Genomic DNA, 18,403 nt, shown 5'->3' on the forward strand with positions numbered 1-18,403 from the left:
TGCCACCGTGGAACTGGCTTCGCCAGGCCGCAGGTGGCGTCCCCCTCCGGGGGATGACGCGAAGCGGCTCAGGGGGTGGACAATACGGGGATGCATCCCAAAGTTCTTCTCGACGCCTGCGCTGAATTGGTCAGGCTCACCCTCACGTTTGAACACCCCGCCGATGCGGTGGTGTCACGATTTTTCCGCGACAACCGGGGCTTGGGGCCTCGCGAGCGTGCCACGCTGGCCGAAACGGTCTACACCGTGCTGCGCAAGAAGCTGCTGTTCGACCACATGGCTCCCTCGGGCTCAGGCCCCAAGGAGCGCCGCCTGGCCATCCTGGGGTTTTATGGCCCGCGTGATTTCCTCAAGAGCGCACTGACCGACCAGGAAAAGAACTGGCTGGACCAGTGCGATGCCGTCACGGTCGATGACCTGATGGAGCGCCACCGCCACAACCTGCCTGAATGGCTGGTGAAACCCCTCAAGGACCAGCTGGGCGACGGATTCTGGCCGCTGGTGGAAAGCCTGGCGCAGAGCGCCCCGCTGGATTTGCGCGTCAACGCGCTCAAGGACAAGCGCGCCGATGTACAGAAGGAGCTCGCCAAGGCCGGCATCAAGGCCAGTCCCACGCCGTATTCGCCCTGGGGCCTGCGCATTGACGACAAGCCTGCGCTGACCAAGCTGGACGCATTCACGCGCGGCGCCATTGAGGTGCAAGACGAAGGCTCGCAGTTGCTGGCCCTGCTGCTCGACGCCAAGCGCGGCGAGATGGTGGTGGACTTTTGCGCCGGTGCAGGCGGCAAGACCCTGGCCATCGGCGCGGGCATGCGCAGTACCGGCCGCCTGTATGCGTTTGATGTGTCGGCGCACCGCCTGGATGCCCTGAAACCCCGCCTGGCCCGCAGTGGCCTGTCGAACGTGCACCCCGCCGCCATTGCCCACGAGCGAGATGACCGCGTCAAGCGGCTGGCGGGCAAAATTGATCGCGTGCTGGTGGATGCGCCCTGCTCGGGCCTGGGCACCTTGCGTCGCAACCCCGACCTCAAATGGCGCCAGTCGGCCAAGGCCGTGGAAGAACTGGTGGCCAAGCAGACCGCCATTCTGGACAGCGCAGCGCGCCTGCTCAAGCCCGGCGGCCGTCTGGTGTATGCCACCTGCAGCATCCTGCCGCAGGAAAACGAGGCCATTGCCGAGGCCTTCAGTGCGTCCCACCCTGACTTCGAACTGCTCGACGCGGGTGAATTGCTGGAGCAGCTCAAGGTCGAGGGCGCCAAGGGCCTGTGCAGCGGCGGTGAGTCGGGCAGTGGATATCTGCGCCTTTGGCCCCATGTGCACCAGACGGATGGGTTTTTTGCCGCAACCTGGGCCAAAAAAGGCTGACTTTGTCCTCTAAAGACGCTAAAACGGCGCAAATACGGTGAATACCCCCGAGCCTATCGGGGGGCTCCCGCTCTAAAATCAGATACCTGCTCCTCTGGCGAGCGGGTTCTTTGTAGACGTAAGGTTTTCTGAATATGCTGTTACCCGATTGGGCTGTGCTGAACGCCGCCATTGACTGGCTGGGCCACGGTTTGTGGAATCTGGCGTGGTGGCAGGTTGTCCTGTACACCCTGGCGACGACCCACATCACCATTGCGGCGGTCACGATTTTTCTGCACCGTGCACAGGCGCACCGTGCGCTGGATCTGCACGCCATTCCCTCGCACTTTTTCCGCTTCTGGTTGTGGATCGGGACCGGCATGGTCACCAAGGAATGGGTCGCCATCCACCGCAAACACCACGCCAAGTGCGAAACCGTGGACGACCCGCACAGCCCGCAGACGCGCGGCCTGGACACCGTGATGTGGCGCGGCGCCGAGTTGTACCGCGCCGAGTCCAAGAACATGGAGACCATGAAGAAGTTCGGCCACGGCACACCCGATGACTGGATGGAACGCAATGTCTATACCCGCTACGGCTGGCAGGGTGTGGGCCTTATGCTGATCCTGAACCTCGCATTGTTTGGCGCGCTTGGCGCCGCTGTGTGGGCGGTACAGATGCTCTGGATTCCGTTCTGGGCGGCGGGTGTGGTCAATGGTGTGGGCCATTATTGGGGCTACCGCAATTTCGAGGCGCAGGATGCCAGCACCAACCTTTCGCCCTGGGGCATCATCATTGGTGGTGAAGAGCTGCACAACAATCACCACACATACCCGACGTCGGCCAAGTTCTCGGTCAAGCCCTATGAGTTCGACATTGGCTGGGTCTACATCACGCTGATGAAGAAAATCGGCTGGGCTACGGTCAAGAAGGTGCCGCCCAAGCTGCAGTTGGGCGACGTGAAACCCGTGGCCGATGAAAAGACGCTGGAGGCTTTGATTGCCAACCGCTACGAGGTGATGGCGGGCTACGCCCGTGGGGTGCGCCAGGCTTGCAAGGAAGAAATCGCTGCACTCAAGGCTCGCCAGGCCGATGTCTCGGTGCTCAAGGCGGCCAAGCGCTGGCTGCCCCGCGACGCGGAGAAGGTGCCAGCCGTGGCGCTGCCACAGCTGGCGCAGGCCCGCGCGGCGCACCCGGCGCTCGACAAGATGGTGACCATGCGCGAAGAGCTGCGTCAGCTGTGGCTCAACACTTCACAATCCCGCGAACAGCTCACCGCCGATTTGCAGGCGTGGTGCCGCCGGGCCGAGGAGAGTGGCATTGCCGCTTTGCGGGAGTTTTCGATCAGCCTGCGTGCGGCACGCGCCTGAGACCACCGGAGGCGGTTCTGTGCAAGGCCTTGCCTTCCCTGGCAAGGCCTTTTTTTTCACCCTTTGTTCATCGTGCGGCGTGCAACGCGCCATACGCTCCATCCGGCTGCTCTTTTTTGCGGCCCGCGAAGATCGTCCGCAGAAGCGCCCAAGCTTTCTGCCGCAGCCCGGCTTCGGGCATGCTTTCCACAATCTTGATCTCTGCGGGGCCGTCTGTGGTGCTGCTGAGTTGCATCCAGGTGGCCCGGTCATGCCTCGGCAGTGGCAATTGGGCACCTGCCTTCAAGACGGCCCGTGGTGGTGAGTGCACTGCGTATCCATAGGAGCAGGGGGCCGAAAGTATGGTGATTTCCCCCTGGGTGGTGTGCAAAACGCTGCCGGGCGGAAGGCAGACCCACAGGATTTGACCGGATGCGATGTGGACCGTGAAGGGGGCTGTGGTTGCCTTGGGGTGGATGTCCGTTTTCATGGTGTAGATGCTCCTGGTGAAAAAGACTGTGAAAGGCTGTGGCGAGGGCTTTAGCGTAAGAAATGCCGTCCTGCGGCGACAGATACACGCGTCAGCTTGGTGGGGTAGAACAGCCGCAATTGCTGGCGTGCTGTTATGGTTCTTTCTGTCCTTTCCTGTATCTGTACCCGCAGGTGGCGTTAGGACACGATGCCTTTGCCTGCCGCCTCGCGCCTGCGTCTGGGCTGCAACAGTTTCCCGAGCTACGAGCCATGTCACGTCTCTCTGATACCCGTATGACTCCCCTTTATCGCCAACTGGCAGCTTTGTATGAACAGGCCATCGCTGCAGGCAGCCTGACGCCCGGCATGCGCATGCCATCCGTGCGCGAGCTGTGCCAGCGCCACCAGGTGAGCCTGACGACGGCGCTGCAGGTGCTGCGCCATCTTGAATCCCAGGGCCGTGTGGAAGCGCGCGAGCGCGTGGGCTACTTCGTGCGTGGGCTGGGCGGTGTGGTGCTACCGGGTGCGCGTGAGCCCGAGGTGCATGAACCCCTGGCCAGTGATCTCCATGTCTTTGCGGGTATCAACGAGCGCATTTCGGTTTTTCTGGACAAGGCCCGCCGTGCGGGTCCTCTGCCGCTGGACCTGGGCAGCGCGATGCCGGCACCCAGCCTGTTCGATGCGAAGGCGCTCAACCGGCTTGCGCAGGGCTTGCTGCGGGAGCAGCCGGACATCCTGGTGTATGGCCCATCGGCACCTACGACGCATCCCGAGTTCCAGCAAGCCATGGCGCGGCATGCGCTCACCTTTGGGGTCTGTGTGGCCCCTGCAGACATTGGCGCAACCCATGGAAACTCCGAGGCGGTCAACTTGGCCCTGGATGCGGTGGCCGAGCCGGGCGATGTGATTGCCGTCGAATCGCCCACCTTCTTCGGCATCCTCCAGGCCATCGAGGTGCGTGGGCTGCGCGCGCTGGAGATCCCCTGCAGCCCCCACACCGGCATATCACTGGAGGCGCTGGAGCTGGCTGCACGCAACGAGCCCCGGCTCAGGGGCGTGGTGGTGGTGCCCCATTTGCAGATGCCGCAGGGCAGCGTGATGCCCGACGCACACAAGGAGCGCCTGGTGGCCCTGTGCGTGGAGCACGGCCTGGCCCTCATCGAGGACGATATCTACCGCGAGTTCGTGGAGTCCCCGCACGTTCTGCGTCCGGCCAAGGCCTGGGACCGTCAGGGGGATGCGGGCCAGGTGATCTACTGTGCCTCACTCAGCAAGAGTTTTGCCCCGGGCCTGCGCCAGGGCTGGATGAGTGCGGGGCGCTGGCAGTCCCGGGTGCAGATGCTCAAGTTCGCCCGCACGCGCAACATGCAGACGTGGTCGCAGCTGCTGGCCGCGCGCAGCGTGGATTCCCCGGCCTACGAACGCCACATGCGCCGCATGCGCGCGCAACTGCGCGTCCAGCGGGAGCAGTCCGCGCGGGCTGTGGCCCGCTACTTTCCGGCGGGTACGCGGCTGAGCCTGCCGCCGGGTGGGTTGAGCCTGTGGCTGGAGCTGCCGGTCGGCATCTCGTCCACACGGCTTTACGACCAGGCGCTGCTGAGCGGCATACGTATTGCCCCTGGGCCCATGTTCACCAACACGGGGCGCTATGAGCATTTTCTGCGCCTGAGTTGCGGCATGCCCTTCACGACGCAGGTGGAGGAGGGCTACCGCACGCTGGGCGCCTTGATGGCGGATCAACTGGCCGCGCAGCAGCCCTTTCCGTCGCGCAATGCTGCGTAGGGCAAGCAGGCGCAGGCAAAGAACAGGCATAAAAAAACCGCCCGGGGTCCGGGCGGTTTTTTGGGGGAAGACGAGGCTGAGCGATTACTTCAGCTTCATTTCCTTGTATTCCACGTGCTTGCGAGCTTTTGGATCAAATTTCATGATCAGCATTTTCTCGGGCATGGTCTTCTTGTTCTTGGTCGTGGTGTAGAAGTGACCAGTACCCGCAGTGGATTCCAGCTTGATCTTGTCGCGTCCGCCTTTGCTTGCCATGGTGCTTCTCCTTAAGCCTGACCACGTGCGCGCAGGTCTGCGAGCACCGAGTCGATACCGTTCTTGTCGATCAAACGCAGGGCAGCGCTCGAAACACGCAGGCGAACCCAGCGGTTTTCGGTCTCAACCCAGAAACGGCGGTATTGCAGGTTCGGCAGGAACCGGCGCTTGGTTTTGTTGTTGGCGTGGGAAACATTGTTCCCCGTCATGGGCTTCTTGCCCGTTACGTCGCAGACGCGTGCCATGAGGACACTCCGATACTTTTAACGGCCGCTCGCTGGGCCCTGGACTTGTTTGCCCAGGTTGGCTTGCGGCCTCACCTCGCCAGAAAGGGTGGCGGTAACCCGATTTGCCTTTTTCGAAAGGACCGCAAAAACGGGCCGAATTCAGCAAAGCCGCAGATTATAGCCTGCTGCCCAGTTTTTCATCAAGACTCTTGTTCCAGGAAGCGCTGGGCGTCGAGTGCAGCCATGCAGCCCGTGCCCGCGCTGGTGATGGCCTGGCGGTACACATGGTCCTGCACGTCGCCTGCGGCGAACACGCCCGGTACGCTGGTCTGGGTGGCAAAGCCCTTGAGGCCGCCCTGCGTGATGATGTAGCCGTTCTCCATTTCCAGCTGGCCCTGGAAGATCTCGGTGTTGGGCGCATGGCCGATGGCGATAAAGCAGCCCTGCAGCTTGATGTCTTCGGTGCTGCCGTCCTTGGTGCTCTTGATGCGGATGCCGGTCACGCCCGTGTTGTCGCCCAGCACCTCGTCGAGCGTGTTGAACAGCTTGAGCTCGATCTTGCCGGCAGCGACCTTCTCGTGGAGCTTGTCCACCAGGATGGGCTCGGCCTTGAACTTGTCGCGGCGGTGCACCAGCGTGACCTTGCGGGCGATGTTGGACAGGTACAGCGCTTCTTCCACCGCCGTATTGCCGCCGCCCACCACGCAGACGTCCTGCTCGCGGTAGAAGAAGCCGTCGCAGGTGGCGCAACCGGACACGCCCTTGCCCATGAAGGCCTCTTCCGACGGCAGGCCCAGGTACTTGGCCGATGCTCCGGTGGCCAGGATCAGGGCGTCGCAGGTGTAGGTGCCGCTGTCGCCGGTGAGTGTGAAGGGGCGCTGGCTGAAATCGACCTTGTTGATGTGGTCGAAGATGATCTGGGTCTTGAAGCGCTCGGCGTGCTCCAGAAAACGCTGCATCAGGTCCGGGCCCTGCACGCCGTGCACGTCGGCGGGCCAGTTGTCCACCTCGGTCGTGGTCATCAGCTGGCCACCCTGGGCCATGCCGGTGATGAGCACCGGGTTCAGGTTGGCGCGGGCGGCATAAACCGCTGCGGTGTAGCCTGCAGGGCCAGAGCCGAGGATCAGAACTTTCGCGTGTTGGGTGGTGGACATGGTAAAAGCCTGTGTTTTGCGCCCGCTACATGCGGCGCTGTTGGGGAAACTGGGGGTTGAACCGGCAAGTATCAACCGTGCGCCGCTCACGCGGGCAGCGCCTTTTTCAATCTCGGCGATTGTAAGAACCCATTGAGAGTCCCTTCATAACCCGCTGCGGCTCCGGTTGGGTCGCGCCCCTGAGAGGAGATGTTTTCATGTCGACGATGTTGTCCAACCTGGACCTGCTGCGCCGGGTGCCCTTGTTCTCGCTGCTGACGGTGGCCCAGGCCGAGGTGATCAGCGGTGCGGTGATCAAGCGCCGGTTCAAGCGCGGCGAGCCTTTGGTGGAGCAGGGGCAAAAATCCAACGCCCTGTATATCCTGCTCACGGGGCGCGCCAGGGTGATGACCTCCGACAGCCGGGGGCGCGAGGTGATCCTGGCCACGCTCTCGCAGGGTGACTACCTGGGCGAGATGAGCATCATCGACAACGAACCCCATTCGGCCACGGTGCGCGCCGAGGTGCAGACCGACGTGCTCATGCTGGGCCGCGCCGAGTTCGCCCGCTGCCTGACCGAGAACGCCTCGATGTCGCTGGTCGTGATGCGGGGGCTGGTCAAGCGCCTGCGCCATGCCGACCGCAAGATCGAGTCACTGGCGTTGCTGGACGTGTATGGGCGCGTGGCCCATGCCCTGCTGGACTTTGCAATACCCGATGCCCAGGGCCAGTTGGTGATCAAGGACAAAATCTCCCGGCAGGACCTGGCCAAGATGGTGGGGGCCTCGCGCGAGATGGTCAGCCGCGTGATGAAAGACCTGGAAGAGCGTGGCTTCATCGAGGCGCTGCCCAGTGGTGCCACGCTGCTCAAGGACCGCCTGAACGCGCTGGGCTGAACGCCGAGCCAGCGGATGTCAGCCCAGGCGCCAATCCCTTGTGGTGCATGGGGTAAGCTCGCCCGGCACGCTTATGACCTATTCCCTTAATACCCTGAATGCATCGGCTGCGGCCAAGTCGCCGCCGCGCACGGGCGCTGCCCGTTTTGGCCATGAAATTGGCCTGATGGTCGGGCTGCTGGCCCTGGTTTTCTGGTTGCTGGCGCTGGCCAGCTATTCCGCGCAGGATGCTGCGTTTTCCAATTCCGGCTCGCGCGAGGTCCGCATGGTGGCCAACTGGGCGGGCCGTTTTGGCGCCTGGCTGGCCGACGGCAGCTACTTTGCGCTGGGCTTTTCCGTGTGGTGGTGCGTGGCGGCAGGTGTGAGGGCCTGGCTGTCGTCGTTGGCGCGCTGGATGCGCGGTGGCGAGCAGGTGCCGGGCGCCGCCAGCCCGATGCAGCGCCGCGCGCTGTTCTGGGGTGGGCTGGTGCTGCTGATGTGCGCCAGCACGGCCCTGGAGTGGTCGCGCCTGTACCGGTTCGAGTCCCTGCTCCCGGGCGGGCACGCCGGTGGCGTGCTGGGGTACGTGGTGGGGCCCGCGAGCGTGAAGTGGCTGGGCTATACCGGCTCGGCCCTGCTGTCGATCGTGCTGGCGGTGCTGGGTGCGGCGCTGGTGTTCCGCTTTTCGTGGGGGCACGTGGCGGAGTCGCTGGGTTCGCGCATCGATGCGCTCGTGCAATCGCGCCTGGCCAAGCGCGAAGTGGCCAAGGACGTGGCTGTGGGCCGCAAGGCCGCGCGCGAGCGCGAAGTGGTGGTGCTCGAAGAACGCACCGAGAGCGAAGTGCACCACCCTCAACCGATCCAGATCATCGAACCCATCCTGGTGGATGTGCCGCAGAGCACCCGCGTGGTGAAGGAGCGCCAAAAGCCGTTGTTCACCGAGATGCCCGACAGCAAGCTGCCGATGGTGGACCTGCTCGATGGTCCGCTGCAGCGCCAGGAGACGGTGGCGCCCGAGACGCTGGAGATGACCAGCCGCCTGATCGAGAAGAAGCTCAAGGATTTCGGCGTGGAGGTGCGCGTGGTGGCAGCCATGCCCGGCCCGGTGATCACGCGCTACGAGATCGAGCCCGCCACGGGCGTGAAGGGCTCGCAGATCGTGGGCCTGGCCAAGGACCTGGCGCGCTCGCTGAGCCTGGTGTCCATCCGAGTGGTGGAGACCATCCCCGGCAAGAACTTCATGGCGCTGGAACTGCCCAATGCCAAGCGCCAGTCGATCCGCTTGTCCGAGATTCTGGGCTCGCAGGTCTACCACGAGGCCAAGAGCATGCTCACCATGGGCCTGGGCAAGGACATCGTGGGCAACCCGGTGGTGGCCGACCTGGCGAAGATGCCGCACGTGCTGGTGGCAGGGACGACCGGCTCGGGCAAGTCGGTGGGGATCAACGCCATGATCCTCTCGCTGCTGTACAAGGCCGAGGCGCGCGACGTGCGCCTCTTGATGATCGATCCGAAGATGCTGGAAATGTCGGTCTACGAGGGCATTCCGCACCTGCTGGCCCCCGTGGTCACCGACATGAAGCAGGCCGCCAACGGCCTGAACTGGTGCGTGGCCGAGATGGAGCGCCGCTACAAGCTCATGAGCAAGCTCGGGGTGCGCAACCTGGCCGGCTACAACGTCAAGATCGACGAGGCCAAGGCGCGCGAGGAGTTCATCTACAACCCCTTCAGCCTGACGCCCGAAGAGCCCGAGCCGCTGCAGCGCCTGCCGCACATCGTGGTCATCATCGACGAGCTGGCCGACCTGATGATGGTGGTGGGCAAGAAGATCGAAGAGCTGATCGCCCGACTGGCGCAGAAGGCGCGTGCGGCCGGCATCCACCTGATCCTGGCCACGCAGCGCCCCAGTGTGGATGTGATCACGGGCCTGATCAAGGCCAACATTCCCACCCGCATCGCGTTCTCGGTCGGCTCCAAGATCGACAGCCGCACCATCCTCGACCAGATGGGCGCCGAAGCCCTGCTGGGCATGGGCGACATGCTCTACATGGCCAGTGGCACGGGCCTGCCGATCCGGGTGCACGGCGCCTTTGTGTCGGACGAGGAAGTACACCGTGTCGTCAGTTACCTCAAGGAACAAGGGGAGCCGGACTACATAGAAGGTGTGCTCGAAGGCGGAACTGTGGATGGCGAGGGGGATCTGTCAGGGGAGGGCGGCGGCGACGGGGGTGAGAAAGACCCCATGTACGACCAGGCCGTCGAGGTGGTGCTCAAGGACCGCAAGGCGAGCATCTCGTACGTGCAGCGCAAGCTGCGCATTGGCTACAACCGCTCGGCGCGTTTGCTGGAAGACATGGAAAAGGCCGGACTCGTCAGTGGCCTCACCACCAGCGGCCAGCGCGAGGTTTTGGTACCAGCGCGTAGTGAGTGAATGACCCACGCAGGGCGCCAAGCCCGGCCCGTGCCCCACAGGAGTTTTTGTTGAAAAAGACCGTTACTGCAATTTTGATAGCTGCCAGCGCAACACTGGCAAGCGCTGATGGCCTGAAAAGCCTGGAATCGTTCATGAAGGGCACGCAAACGGGCAAGGCGGATTTCACGCAGACCGTGACTTCGCCTCCCAAGGATGGCCAAACTGCACGCACCAAGACATCGACCGGCAGCTTTGAGTTTCAGCGCCCCGGGCGCTTCAAGTTCGTCTACAAGAAACCTTTCGAGCAGACCATCGTGGCCGATGGCCAGACTCTGTGGCTTTACGACGTGGACCTGAACCAGGTCACCCAGCGCTCGCAGTCCCAGGCGCTCGGCAGCACGCCCGCCGCGCTGCTGGCATCGGCCCCCGACCTGTCGGCGCTCAAGGCCGAGTTCACGCTGGAGACCTCGCCCGACCAGGAAGGCCTGCAGTGGGTGCTGGCCAGCCCCAAGACCAGGGACGGCCAGCTCAAGAGTGTGCGTGTGGGCTTTGCGGGTGACCAACTGGCGGCGCTCGACATCCTGGACAGCTTTGGCCAGCGCTCGCTGATTCGTTTCACCGGCATGCAGGCCAACGCGGCGTTGCCGGCCAGCACCTTCCAGTTCAAGCCGCCCGCCGGGGCGGATGTGGTCAAACAGTAAGTCGCTGCGAAAAAGATAGCTGCCCGCGCTTTATGGGTAAGCGCTAGAGTCCAATTTTGCTTGAAAATCAGCTGACGTAGACAGGACACGAACATGGCAGCACGCAGTGCCTCTGCCGCACCTTCCCAGGCCCACCCCTCGGCCCATCAGCCCCTGGCCGAGCGCCTGCGGCCCCGCACGTTGGGCGAGGTGATTGGGCAGCAGCATGTGCTGGGCCCGGGCATGCCGCTGCGGCTCGCGTTTGAATCGGGCCGTCCGCACAGCTGCATCCTCTGGGGGCCGCCGGGTGTAGGCAAGACCACCATCGCGCGGCTCATGGCCGATGCCTTCGACGCGCAGTTCATCAGCATCAGTGCCGTGCTGGGTGGGGTCAAGGACATCCGCGAGGCCGTGGAGCGCGCCGAGGCGGCGCGCGATGGCCTGATGCAGCAGCGCACCATCGTGTTCGTCGATGAAGTGCACCGCTTCAACAAGAGTCAGCAAGATGCCTTCCTGCCGCATGTCGAGTCAGGCCTGTTCACCTTCATCGGCGCCACCACCGAGAACCCTTCGTTCGAGGTGAATTCCGCGCTGCTGTCGCGTGCTGCGGTGTATGTGCTGCAACCGCTGTCCGAAGAGGATTTGAAGCAAATAGTGGCCCTGGCGCAGGCAGAGAAAGCGCTACAAGCTATCGAAGATGTAGCAATAGACCGCCTGGTGGCTTATGCCGATGGCGATGCCCGCCGCCTGCTCAACACGCTCGAAACCCTGGCCATGGCAGCCACGCAGGAGAAGCTGGCCGAGATCACCGACGCCTGGCTGCTCAAGGTGCTGGGCGAACGCATGCGCCGCTACGACAAGGGTGGCGAGCAGTTCTACGACACCATCAGCGCGCTGCACAAATCCGTGCGCGGCTCCGACCCGGACGCCGCTCTGTACTGGCTGGTGCGCATGCTCGATGGCGGCGCCGACCCGCGCTACATGGCGCGGCGCCTGGTGCGCATGGCCAGCGAAGACATCGGCCTGGCCGACCCGCGTGCGCTGCGCCTGGCGCTGGACGCGACCGAGGTCTACGAACGCCTGGGCAGCCCCGAGGGCGAACTGGCCCTGGCCGAATGTGTGGTGTACCTGGCGATGGCGCCCAAGTCCAACGCTGTCTACAAGGCCTACAACGCCGCCCGCGCCTGGGTGAAGCAGGATGGCACCCGCCCGGTGCCCATGCACCTGCGCAATGCACCGACCAAGCTCATGAAAGAGCTCGACTACGGCAAGGGCTACCGCTACGCGCACGACGAAGAGGGCGGCTTTGCCGCGGGCGAAAACTACCTGCCCGAGGGCATGCCGACGCCCGGTTTTTATGCGCCGGTGGAGCGGGGCCTCGAAATCAAGATTGCACAGAAGTTGCGTGAGCTGCGCGCGCGCAATGTTTCAGCAGATTTTGAGGACGGATCGGACGAAAAGTCCTGAGCCCGGCCCGCAAAGGCCGCAATCCGTGTCATGCTGATTTGGCATGAGGCTGGTAATAAGTTTGCACATCAATTTTCCTGCTTGCATCATGTGAGCTTATGGATTGCGTTGCCCGCTGATGTGCCGCCAACCCGAGGGAAAACCCCGCCCGGCTTGGTGGGGGCCGCTTGTGACTACTCGCTACAATCCCGTCCACAAACCCGCACAGCTGCACTTCTGGCGGGTTTTTTGCTAGATGGCAGTCGGGCCCACAAGGCTGTACCGATTCCGGTGCCAAAGCGGTGGGTACGTTACAAACGAAGGACTTCTCTTATGGACATTTTGCTGCAACAGATCATCAACGGTCTGGTACTCGGCAGCATGTACGCCTTGATAGCCTTGGGCTACACGATGGTGTACGGCATTATTCAGCTGATCAATTTCGCCCACGGCGAAGTGCTCATGATCGGGGCTCTGACCAGTTGGAGCTGTATAGGAATGATGCAGGGCGCAATGCCCGGCGCCCCCGGCTGGGTCATCCTGCTGCTCGCGACCATCATTGCCTGCGTGGTCGCAGCCACCCTCAACTTCGTGATCGAAAAAGTGGCTTACCGCCCTCTGCGCAGCAGTCCTCGCCTGGCGCCCCTGATCACGGCCATCGGCATGTCGATCCTGCTGCAGACGCTGGCCATGATCATCTGGAAGCCCAACTACAAACCCTATCCGACGATGCTGCCCAGCTCGCCCTTCGAGATCGGCGGCGCGTTCATCACCCCCACCCAGATCCTGATCCTGGGTGTGACCGCGGTGGCCCTGGCCTCGCTGGTGTACCTGGTCAACCACACCAACCTCGGCCGCGCCATGCGCGCCACGGCCGAGAACCCGCGCGTTGCGTCCCTGATGGGCGTGAAGCCTGACATGGTGATCTCCGCCACCTTCATCATCGGCGCCATCCTGGCAGCCGTCGCCGGCATCATGTATGCCTCCAACTACGGCACGGCGCAGCACACCATGGGCTTCCTGCCCGGCCTCAAGGCTTTCACGGCGGCCGTGTTCGGCGGCATCGGCAATCTGGCGGGCGCAGTGGTGGGCGGCATTCTGCTGGGCCTCATCGAAGCCATCGGCTCGGGCTACATCGGCACCTTGACGGGCGGCCTCCTGGGCAGCCACTACACCGACATCTTTGCGTTCATCGTGCTCATCATCATCCTGACGCTGCGACCCTCGGGCCTGCTGGGTGAGCGTGTGGCCGATCGCGCCTGAGGAGCCCCACACCATGAAGAACACCAAAACCAACTGGATCATCGGCGCGGTCGCGCTGCTGGTGCTGCCGCTGATCCTGCAATCCTTCGGCAACGCCTGGGTGCGCATTGCCGACCTGGCGCTGCTGTATGTGCTGCTGGCCCTGGGCCTGAACATCGTGGTCGGCTACGCCGGCCTGCTGGACCTGGGCTATGTGGCGTTCTACGCCGTGGGCGCCTACCTGTTTGCCTTGATGGCTTCGCCGCACCTTGCGGACAACTTTGCGGCCTTTGCCGCCATGTTCCCCAACGGCCTGCACACCTCGCTGTGGCTGGTCATACCGTTGGCGGCCTTGCTGGCGGCGTTCTTCGGGGCGCTGCTGGGGGCGCCCACGCTCAAGCTGCGCGGCGACTACCTGGCCATCGTGACGCTCGGCTTCGGTGAAATCGTCCGTATTTTCTTGAACAACCTGGACCATCCCGCCAACCTGACCAACGGACCCAAGGGCCTGGGCCAGATCGATTCGGTCAAGATCTTCGGGCTGGACTTGGGCAAGCGCCTGGAGTTGTTCGGCTTCGACATCAGCTCGGTCACGCTGTATTACTACCTGTTCCTGATCCTGGTGGTGGTGTCCATCGTGATCTGCTATCGCTTGCAGGATTCGCGCATTGGCCGCGCCTGGATGGCCATCCGCGAGGACGAGATCGCCGCCAAGGCCATGGGCATCAACACCCGCAACATGAAGCTGCTGGCTTTTGGCATGGGCGCCTCGTTTGGCGGCGTGTCGGGCGCCATGTTCGGTGCGTTCCAGGGCTTCGTGTCGCCCGAGTCGTTCAGCCTGATGGAGTCGGTCATGATCGTCGCCATGGTGGTGCTGGGCGGTATTGGCCACATCCCTGGCGTGATCCTGGGTGCCGTGCTGCTGTCGGCCCTGCCCGAAGTGCTGCGCTATGTGGCGGGCCCGCTGCAGGCCATGACGGACGGCCGTCTGGACTCCGCCATCCTGCGCCAGCTGCTGATTGCGCTGGCCATGATCATCATCATGCTGTTGCGTCCCCGTGGTCTGTGGCCTGCGCCCGACCATGGCAAGAGCCTCACGCAGAAGACCTGAACACCGCAGAAAGTTAGAACATGGCAGAGAACATCAAGAATTCGGCCAACGACGTGGTGCTGAAGGTTGCAGGCATTTCCAAGCGTTTTGGTGGCCTGCAAGCCCTCTCCGACGTGGGCATCACCATCGAGCGTGGCCAGGTCTATGGCCTGATCGGCCCCAATGGGGCTGGCAAGACCACTTTCTTCAACGTGATCACGGGTCTTTACACGCCCGACAGTGGCACTTTCGAACTGGCCGGCAAACCCTACGAGCCCACGGCTGTCCATGAAGTGGCCAAGGCGGGCATTGCGCGCACCTTCCAGAACATCCGCCTGTTTGCAGAAATGACGGCGCTGGAAAACGTGATGGTGGGCCGCCACATCCGCACCAAGTCCGGCCTGCTGGGCGCCGTGTTGCGCACCAAGGGCTTCAAGGAAGAGGAGGCTGCCATCGCCAAGCGTGCGCAGGAACTGCTCGACTACGTGGGCATTGGCAAGTTTGCCGACTACAAGGCGCGTACCCTCTCCTACGGCGACCAGCGCCGCCTGGAGATTGCCCGTGCACTGGCCACCGATCCGCAACTGATCGCGCTCGACGAGCCCGCTGCGGGCATGAACGCCACCGAAAAGGTGCTGCTGCGCGAGCTGATTGACCGCATCCGCAACGACAACCGCACCATCTTGCTCATCGAGCATGACGTGAAGCTGGTGATGGGCCTGTGCGACCGCGTGACGGTGCTCGACTACGGCAAGCAGATCGCCGAAGGCACGCCTGCCACCGTGCAGAAGAACGAAAAAGTGATTGAGGCCTATCTGGGCACCGGAGGACATTGAGAATGGCCGAAAAATCCAATAAGGTACTGCTGCAGGTCAAGGGACTGAAAGTGGCCTACGGCGGTATCCAGGCCGTCAAGGGCGTGGACTTTGAAGTGCGCGAGGGTGAACTGGTCTCGCTGATCGGCTCCAACGGCGCCGGCAAGACCACCACCATGAAGGCCATCACCGGCACCCTGGGCATGAACGATGGCAGCATCGAGTACCTGGGCGAGAGCATCAAGGGAAAGGGCGCCTGGGACCTGGTGAAGAAGGGCCTGGTGATGGTGCCGGAAGGCCGTGGCGTGTTCGCCCGCATGACCATTACCGAAAACCTGCAGATGGGCGCCTACACGCGCCGCGACAAGGCGGGCATCCTGGCCGACATCGAAAAGATGTTCACCATCTTCCCGCGCCTGCGTGAACGCAAGGACCAGTTGGCGGGCACCATGTCGGGCGGTGAACAGCAGATGCTGGCCATGGGCCGTGCGCTGATGAGCCAGCCCAAGGTGCTGCTGCTGGACGAGCCCTCCATGGGCCTGTCGCCCATCATGGTGGACAAGATCTTTGAAGTGGTGCGTGACGTGTACGCCCTGGGGGTGACCATCTTGCTGGTGGAGCAGAACGCCAGCCGTGCGCTGGCGATTGCCGACCGTGGCTACGTGATGGAGTCCGGCCTGATCACCATGTCGGGCCCGGGCCAGCAACTGCTCAACGACCCCAAGGTGCGCGCAGCCTACCTGGGCGAGTAAGCCAACGCCAGCGTCCGGCCATCCGGCCGTCTGGGCGCTGGCAAAGGTGGGTTCATGCAAGGCACTGCCATGTGGCAGTGCCTTTTTTTATGGTGCGCAGATTTTCGATTCATGCAGTGGTTGCTATATTTTTTATAGCTATTGACGAATGTGTATCCAGCGCCGGGCACCAATTTTGTTCATAATTTGCTGCTGTCCAGCCGCCCACCCGTCCACCTACCGCCCGTCGTTGCATGTCGATGAACTTCCTGCAATCCTTGCCCATCCCGCTCCAGACCGTGTTGCTGCTGGTGGCCAGCAACGTCTTCATGACCTTTGCCTGGTACGGGCACCTCAAGAACCTGGCCACTTCACCCTGGTACACCGCAGCGCTGGTGAGCTGGGGCATCGCGCTGTTTGAATACCTGCTGCAGGTGCCTGCCAACCGCATCGGCTTCACGCAGTTCAATGTCGGGCAGCTCAAGATCATGCAGGAGGTGATCACGCTGGCGGTGTTTGTGCCGTTTGCGGTGTTCTACATGGGCCAGCCGCTCAAATGGGACTATCTCTGGGCGGGGCTGTGCCTGGTGGGGGCGGTGTATTTCATTTTCCGCGGCGCCTGATCGAGAAGAGAAAGAAGGCGCGTGGTGCCCTGCATTCGCGCGCGTGCCCCGTGGTCGAGAGGCGGGGACACCCGGTTAAACTCGCCCGGTCACCAAAAAGTCATGCCAATGTCATGGCTTTGCCTCTTTTTCAAAAAATCGATCCCGATCCAGGAGCCCCCATGCTGTTTGCCAAGCTGTTGCCACGCGAAGGCAATTTTTTCGAAATGTTCAACCAGCATGCGGACCGCATCGTCGAGGCGGCCAGGGCTTTCTCGCAACTGGTGGCCAACTACAACGACCCGCACCTGCGTGACAAGTACAACCAGGACGTGGACAACGCCGAACGTGCCGCTGACCGCGTGACGCACGAAGTGAACAAGGCCATCCACAAGACCTTCATCACCCCCATTGACCGTGAGCAGATTCACACGCTGATCAACACGATGGACGATGTGGCCGACCTGATCCAGGACTCTGCCGAGACCATGGCGCTGTACGACGTGCGCCACATGACGGAAGAGATCACGCGCCTCACGGACCTCAGCCTCAAGTGCTGTGAACGCCTGCGCGATGCCGTCAAACTGCTCGACAAGATCGCCGACCCGGCCGTGGCCGAGGCCGCACTCAAGACCTGCGAAGAGATCGACAAGCTCGAATCCGACGCGGACCGCGTGATGCGCAGCGCCATGAGCAAGCTCTTCCGCGAAGAGCCCGATGTGCGCGAGGTGATCAAGCTCAAGGCCATTTACGAGCTGCTGGAGACCATCACCGACAAGTGCGAGGACGTGGCCAATTGCATCGAGGGCATCGTCCTCGAAAACTCCTGATCCGGCGGGCTGACCAGCATGGAAACCGTACAAACGGCCCTCTGGGTTGTGGTCCTGCTCGTGGCGCTGGCGATCCTGTTCGACTTCATGAACGGGTTCCACGACGCCGCCAATTCGATTGCCACGGTGGTCTCCACCGGGGTGCTCAAGCCTGCACAGGCCGTGCTGTTCGCTGCGTTCTTCAACTTCGTGGCGATCTTCGTCTTTCACCTGAGCGTGGCTGCCACGGTGGGCAAAGGCATTGTGCAGCCTGGCATCGTGGATACGCATGTGGTGTTCGGCGCTTTGGTGGGTGCCATCACCTGGAATGTGATCACCTGGTACTACGGCATCCCCAGCAGTTCTTCGCATGCGCTGATCGGTGGCATCGTGGGGGCCGTGATTGCCAAGGCGGGGGCCGGTGCCCTGGTGTCCGCCGGCATTCTCAAGACGGTGGCGTTCATCTTTGTTTCGCCGCTGCTGGGCTTTGCGCTCGGCTCTCTGATGATGGTGGGCGTTGCGTGGATCTTCCGGCGGGCGCGGCCCAGCAAGGTGGACAAGTGGTTCCGCCGGCTGCAGCTGGTGTCTGCAGGGGCCTACAGCCTGGGCCACGGTGGCAATGACGCCCAGAAGACCATCGGGATCATCTGGCTGCTGCTGATAGCGACGGGGTACTCCTCCGCATCCGACGCGTCGCCCCCCACGTGGACCATTGTGAGCTGCTATGTGGCCATTGGCCTCGGGACCATGTTCGGCGGCTGGCGCATCGTGAAGACCATGGGCCAGAAGATCACCAAGCTCAAGCCCGTGGGCGGCTTCTGTGCCGAAACAGGTGGGGCGCTGACACTGTTCCTGGCGACCACGCTGGGCATTCCGGTGTCCACCACCCATACCATCACGGGTGCCATCGTGGGCGTTGGCTCCACCCAGCGCGCCAGCGCCGTGCGCTGGGGCGTGGCGGGCAACATCGTCTGGGCCTGGATACTGACCATTCCGGCCAGCGCGTTTGTGGCCGCCGTGGCGTACTGGATCAGCCTGCAGATGTTCTGAGGGGCAAAATTCCCGGATAGCTATAAAATATATAGCTAGTCAGGCAATATGGATAAGCGAAAACGCCCCATTGAATGCAAATTCAATGG

The 18,403-nt window shown here is 62.9% G+C and carries 18 protein-coding genes; 14 read left to right on the forward strand and 4 right to left on the reverse strand.

Translation table 11 applies throughout. The annotated features are described in order from the left end of the window. The first annotated feature begins 90 nt into the window (after nucleotides 1-90). Together ARADN35_RS0114795 and ARADN35_RS0114800 are read left to right on the forward strand one after the other, a co-directional pair. The gene (locus ARADN35_RS0114795; RefSeq protein ID WP_010463473.1) at nucleotides 91-1,365 is read left to right on the forward strand and encodes an RsmB/NOP family class I SAM-dependent RNA methyltransferase; all 1,275 of its coding nucleotides are present in this window, start codon (nucleotides 91-93) and stop codon (nucleotides 1,363-1,365) included. Nucleotides 1,366-1,499: 134 nt separating this feature from the next. Further along, nucleotides 1,500-2,714, forward strand: coding sequence for a DesA family fatty acid desaturase (locus ARADN35_RS0114800; RefSeq protein WP_010463475.1), 1,215 nt, complete (start codon nucleotides 1,500-1,502; stop codon nucleotides 2,712-2,714). Between the two features lie 67 nt (nucleotides 2,715-2,781). On the opposite strand, the gene ARADN35_RS27985 is transcribed toward ARADN35_RS0114800, so the two are convergent. After that, nucleotides 2,782-3,183 (reverse strand): hypothetical protein, encoded by a 402-nt coding sequence (locus tag ARADN35_RS27985; protein WP_010463477.1) that lies wholly within the window; start codon nucleotides 3,181-3,183, stop codon nucleotides 2,782-2,784. 275 nt (nucleotides 3,184-3,458) lie between these two features. On the opposite strand from ARADN35_RS27985, the gene ARADN35_RS0114810 reads away from it, so the two are divergent. Then, the gene (locus ARADN35_RS0114810; RefSeq protein WP_035197817.1) at nucleotides 3,459-4,946 is read left to right on the forward strand and encodes an aminotransferase-like domain-containing protein; all 1,488 of its coding nucleotides are present in this window, start codon (nucleotides 3,459-3,461) and stop codon (nucleotides 4,944-4,946) included. A gap of 84 nt (nucleotides 4,947-5,030) precedes the next feature. On the opposite strand, the gene rpmG is transcribed toward ARADN35_RS0114810, so the two are convergent. The 3 genes from rpmG to trxB form a co-directional block, all read right to left on the reverse strand. Beyond that, entirely contained in the window at nucleotides 5,031-5,201 is a 171-nt protein-coding gene (gene rpmG / locus ARADN35_RS0114815) for a 50S ribosomal protein L33 (protein ID WP_008904999.1), read from the reverse strand. An 11-nt stretch (nucleotides 5,202-5,212) separates the two neighbouring features. Continuing rightward, a complete protein-coding gene (rpmB, locus tag ARADN35_RS0114820; protein WP_010463481.1) occupies nucleotides 5,213-5,446 on the reverse strand; it encodes a 50S ribosomal protein L28 in 234 nt (77 codons plus the stop codon). A gap of 182 nt (nucleotides 5,447-5,628) precedes the next feature. Beyond that, nucleotides 5,629-6,582: a thioredoxin-disulfide reductase gene (trxB, locus tag ARADN35_RS0114825; protein ID WP_010463482.1), complete on the reverse strand. Its 954-nt coding sequence runs from the start codon at nucleotides 6,580-6,582 to the stop codon at nucleotides 5,629-5,631. Nucleotides 6,583-6,779: 197 nt separating this feature from the next. On the opposite strand from trxB, the gene ARADN35_RS0114830 reads away from it, so the two are divergent. The 11 genes from ARADN35_RS0114830 to ARADN35_RS0114880 all read left to right on the forward strand — a co-directional run bounded on the left by ARADN35_RS0114830 (nucleotide 6,780) and on the right by ARADN35_RS0114880 (nucleotide 18,314). Further along, on the forward strand, nucleotides 6,780-7,457 hold the full coding sequence (locus ARADN35_RS0114830; RefSeq protein ID WP_010463484.1) for a Crp/Fnr family transcriptional regulator: 678 nt from the start codon (nucleotides 6,780-6,782) through the stop codon (nucleotides 7,455-7,457). Nucleotides 7,458-7,530: 73 nt separating this feature from the next. Beyond that, nucleotides 7,531-9,867 carry a DNA translocase FtsK gene (locus ARADN35_RS0114835; protein WP_010463486.1) on the forward strand — a complete coding sequence of 779 codons (2,337 nt, stop codon included), beginning with the start codon at nucleotides 7,531-7,533 and terminating at the stop codon, nucleotides 9,865-9,867. Between the two features lie 50 nt (nucleotides 9,868-9,917). Beyond that, nucleotides 9,918-10,550, forward strand: coding sequence for an outer membrane lipoprotein periplasmic chaperone LolA (lolA, locus tag ARADN35_RS0114840; protein ID WP_010463488.1), 633 nt, complete (start codon nucleotides 9,918-9,920; stop codon nucleotides 10,548-10,550). A 93-nt stretch (nucleotides 10,551-10,643) separates the two neighbouring features. Further along, complete coding sequence (locus ARADN35_RS0114845; protein ID WP_010463490.1) at nucleotides 10,644-11,996, forward strand: replication-associated recombination protein A; 1,353 nt, start codon at nucleotides 10,644-10,646, stop codon at nucleotides 11,994-11,996. Nucleotides 11,997-12,308: 312 nt separating this feature from the next. Beyond that, entirely contained in the window at nucleotides 12,309-13,238 is a 930-nt protein-coding gene (locus tag ARADN35_RS0114850) for a branched-chain amino acid ABC transporter permease (protein WP_010463492.1), read from the forward strand. A 13-nt stretch (nucleotides 13,239-13,251) separates the two neighbouring features. Further along, nucleotides 13,252-14,328 carry an ABC transporter permease subunit gene (locus ARADN35_RS0114855; RefSeq protein WP_010463494.1) on the forward strand — a complete coding sequence of 359 codons (1,077 nt, stop codon included), beginning with the start codon at nucleotides 13,252-13,254 and terminating at the stop codon, nucleotides 14,326-14,328. A 20-nt stretch (nucleotides 14,329-14,348) separates the two neighbouring features. Continuing rightward, nucleotides 14,349-15,143 (forward strand): ABC transporter ATP-binding protein, encoded by a 795-nt coding sequence (locus ARADN35_RS0114860; RefSeq protein ID WP_010463497.1) that lies wholly within the window; start codon nucleotides 14,349-14,351, stop codon nucleotides 15,141-15,143. A 2-nt stretch (nucleotides 15,144-15,145) separates the two neighbouring features. Next, nucleotides 15,146-15,874, forward strand: coding sequence for an ABC transporter ATP-binding protein (locus ARADN35_RS0114865; RefSeq protein ID WP_010463498.1), 729 nt, complete (start codon nucleotides 15,146-15,148; stop codon nucleotides 15,872-15,874). A gap of 239 nt (nucleotides 15,875-16,113) precedes the next feature. Then, entirely contained in the window at nucleotides 16,114-16,476 is a 363-nt protein-coding gene (locus ARADN35_RS0114870) for a DMT family protein (RefSeq protein ID WP_029414044.1), read from the forward strand. A gap of 161 nt (nucleotides 16,477-16,637) precedes the next feature. After that, the gene (locus tag ARADN35_RS0114875; protein WP_010463500.1) at nucleotides 16,638-17,285 is read left to right on the forward strand and encodes a DUF47 domain-containing protein; all 648 of its coding nucleotides are present in this window, start codon (nucleotides 16,638-16,640) and stop codon (nucleotides 17,283-17,285) included. Nucleotides 17,286-17,303: 18 nt separating this feature from the next. Continuing rightward, nucleotides 17,304-18,314 (forward strand): inorganic phosphate transporter, encoded by a 1,011-nt coding sequence (locus ARADN35_RS0114880; RefSeq protein ID WP_010463501.1) that lies wholly within the window; start codon nucleotides 17,304-17,306, stop codon nucleotides 18,312-18,314. Nucleotides 18,315-18,403: the final 89 nt, after the last annotated feature.

It is taken from the genome of Acidovorax radicis N35, from assembly GCF_000204195.1.
Lineage (GTDB): Bacteria > Pseudomonadota > Gammaproteobacteria > Burkholderiales > Burkholderiaceae_C > Acidovorax > Acidovorax radicis.

What these genes read in the sequence shown, in the direction of transcription:
- ARADN35_RS0114795 (WP_010463473.1), top strand. Translation starts at nt 91, where the DNA reads ATGCATCCCAAAGTTCTTCTCGACGCCTGCGCTGAATTGGTCAGGCTC.
- ARADN35_RS0114800 (WP_010463475.1), top strand. Translation starts at nt 1,500, where the DNA reads ATGCTGTTACCCGATTGGGCTGTGCTGAACGCCGCCATTGACTGGCTG.
- ARADN35_RS27985 (WP_010463477.1), bottom strand. Translation starts at nt 3,183, where the DNA reads ATGAAAACGGACATCCACCCCAAGGCAACCACAGCCCCCTTCACGGTC.
- ARADN35_RS0114810 (WP_035197817.1), top strand. Translation starts at nt 3,459, where the DNA reads ATGACTCCCCTTTATCGCCAACTGGCAGCTTTGTATGAACAGGCCATC.
- rpmG (WP_008904999.1), bottom strand. Translation starts at nt 5,201, where the DNA reads ATGGCAAGCAAAGGCGGACGCGACAAGATCAAGCTGGAATCCACTGCG.
- rpmB (WP_010463481.1), bottom strand. Translation starts at nt 5,446, where the DNA reads ATGGCACGCGTCTGCGACGTAACGGGCAAGAAGCCCATGACGGGGAAC.
- trxB (WP_010463482.1), bottom strand. Translation starts at nt 6,582, where the DNA reads ATGTCCACCACCCAACACGCGAAAGTTCTGATCCTCGGCTCTGGCCCT.
- ARADN35_RS0114830 (WP_010463484.1), top strand. Translation starts at nt 6,780, where the DNA reads ATGTCGACGATGTTGTCCAACCTGGACCTGCTGCGCCGGGTGCCCTTG.
- ARADN35_RS0114835 (WP_010463486.1), top strand. Translation starts at nt 7,531, where the DNA reads ATGACCTATTCCCTTAATACCCTGAATGCATCGGCTGCGGCCAAGTCG.
- ARADN35_RS0114845 (WP_010463490.1), top strand. Translation starts at nt 10,644, where the DNA reads ATGGCAGCACGCAGTGCCTCTGCCGCACCTTCCCAGGCCCACCCCTCG.
- ARADN35_RS0114850 (WP_010463492.1), top strand. Translation starts at nt 12,309, where the DNA reads ATGGACATTTTGCTGCAACAGATCATCAACGGTCTGGTACTCGGCAGC.
- ARADN35_RS0114855 (WP_010463494.1), top strand. Translation starts at nt 13,252, where the DNA reads ATGAAGAACACCAAAACCAACTGGATCATCGGCGCGGTCGCGCTGCTG.
- ARADN35_RS0114860 (WP_010463497.1), top strand. Translation starts at nt 14,349, where the DNA reads ATGGCAGAGAACATCAAGAATTCGGCCAACGACGTGGTGCTGAAGGTT.
- ARADN35_RS0114865 (WP_010463498.1), top strand. Translation starts at nt 15,146, where the DNA reads ATGGCCGAAAAATCCAATAAGGTACTGCTGCAGGTCAAGGGACTGAAA.
- ARADN35_RS0114870 (WP_029414044.1), top strand. Translation starts at nt 16,114, where the DNA reads ATGAACTTCCTGCAATCCTTGCCCATCCCGCTCCAGACCGTGTTGCTG.
- ARADN35_RS0114875 (WP_010463500.1), top strand. Translation starts at nt 16,638, where the DNA reads ATGCTGTTTGCCAAGCTGTTGCCACGCGAAGGCAATTTTTTCGAAATG.
- ARADN35_RS0114880 (WP_010463501.1), top strand. Translation starts at nt 17,304, where the DNA reads ATGGAAACCGTACAAACGGCCCTCTGGGTTGTGGTCCTGCTCGTGGCG.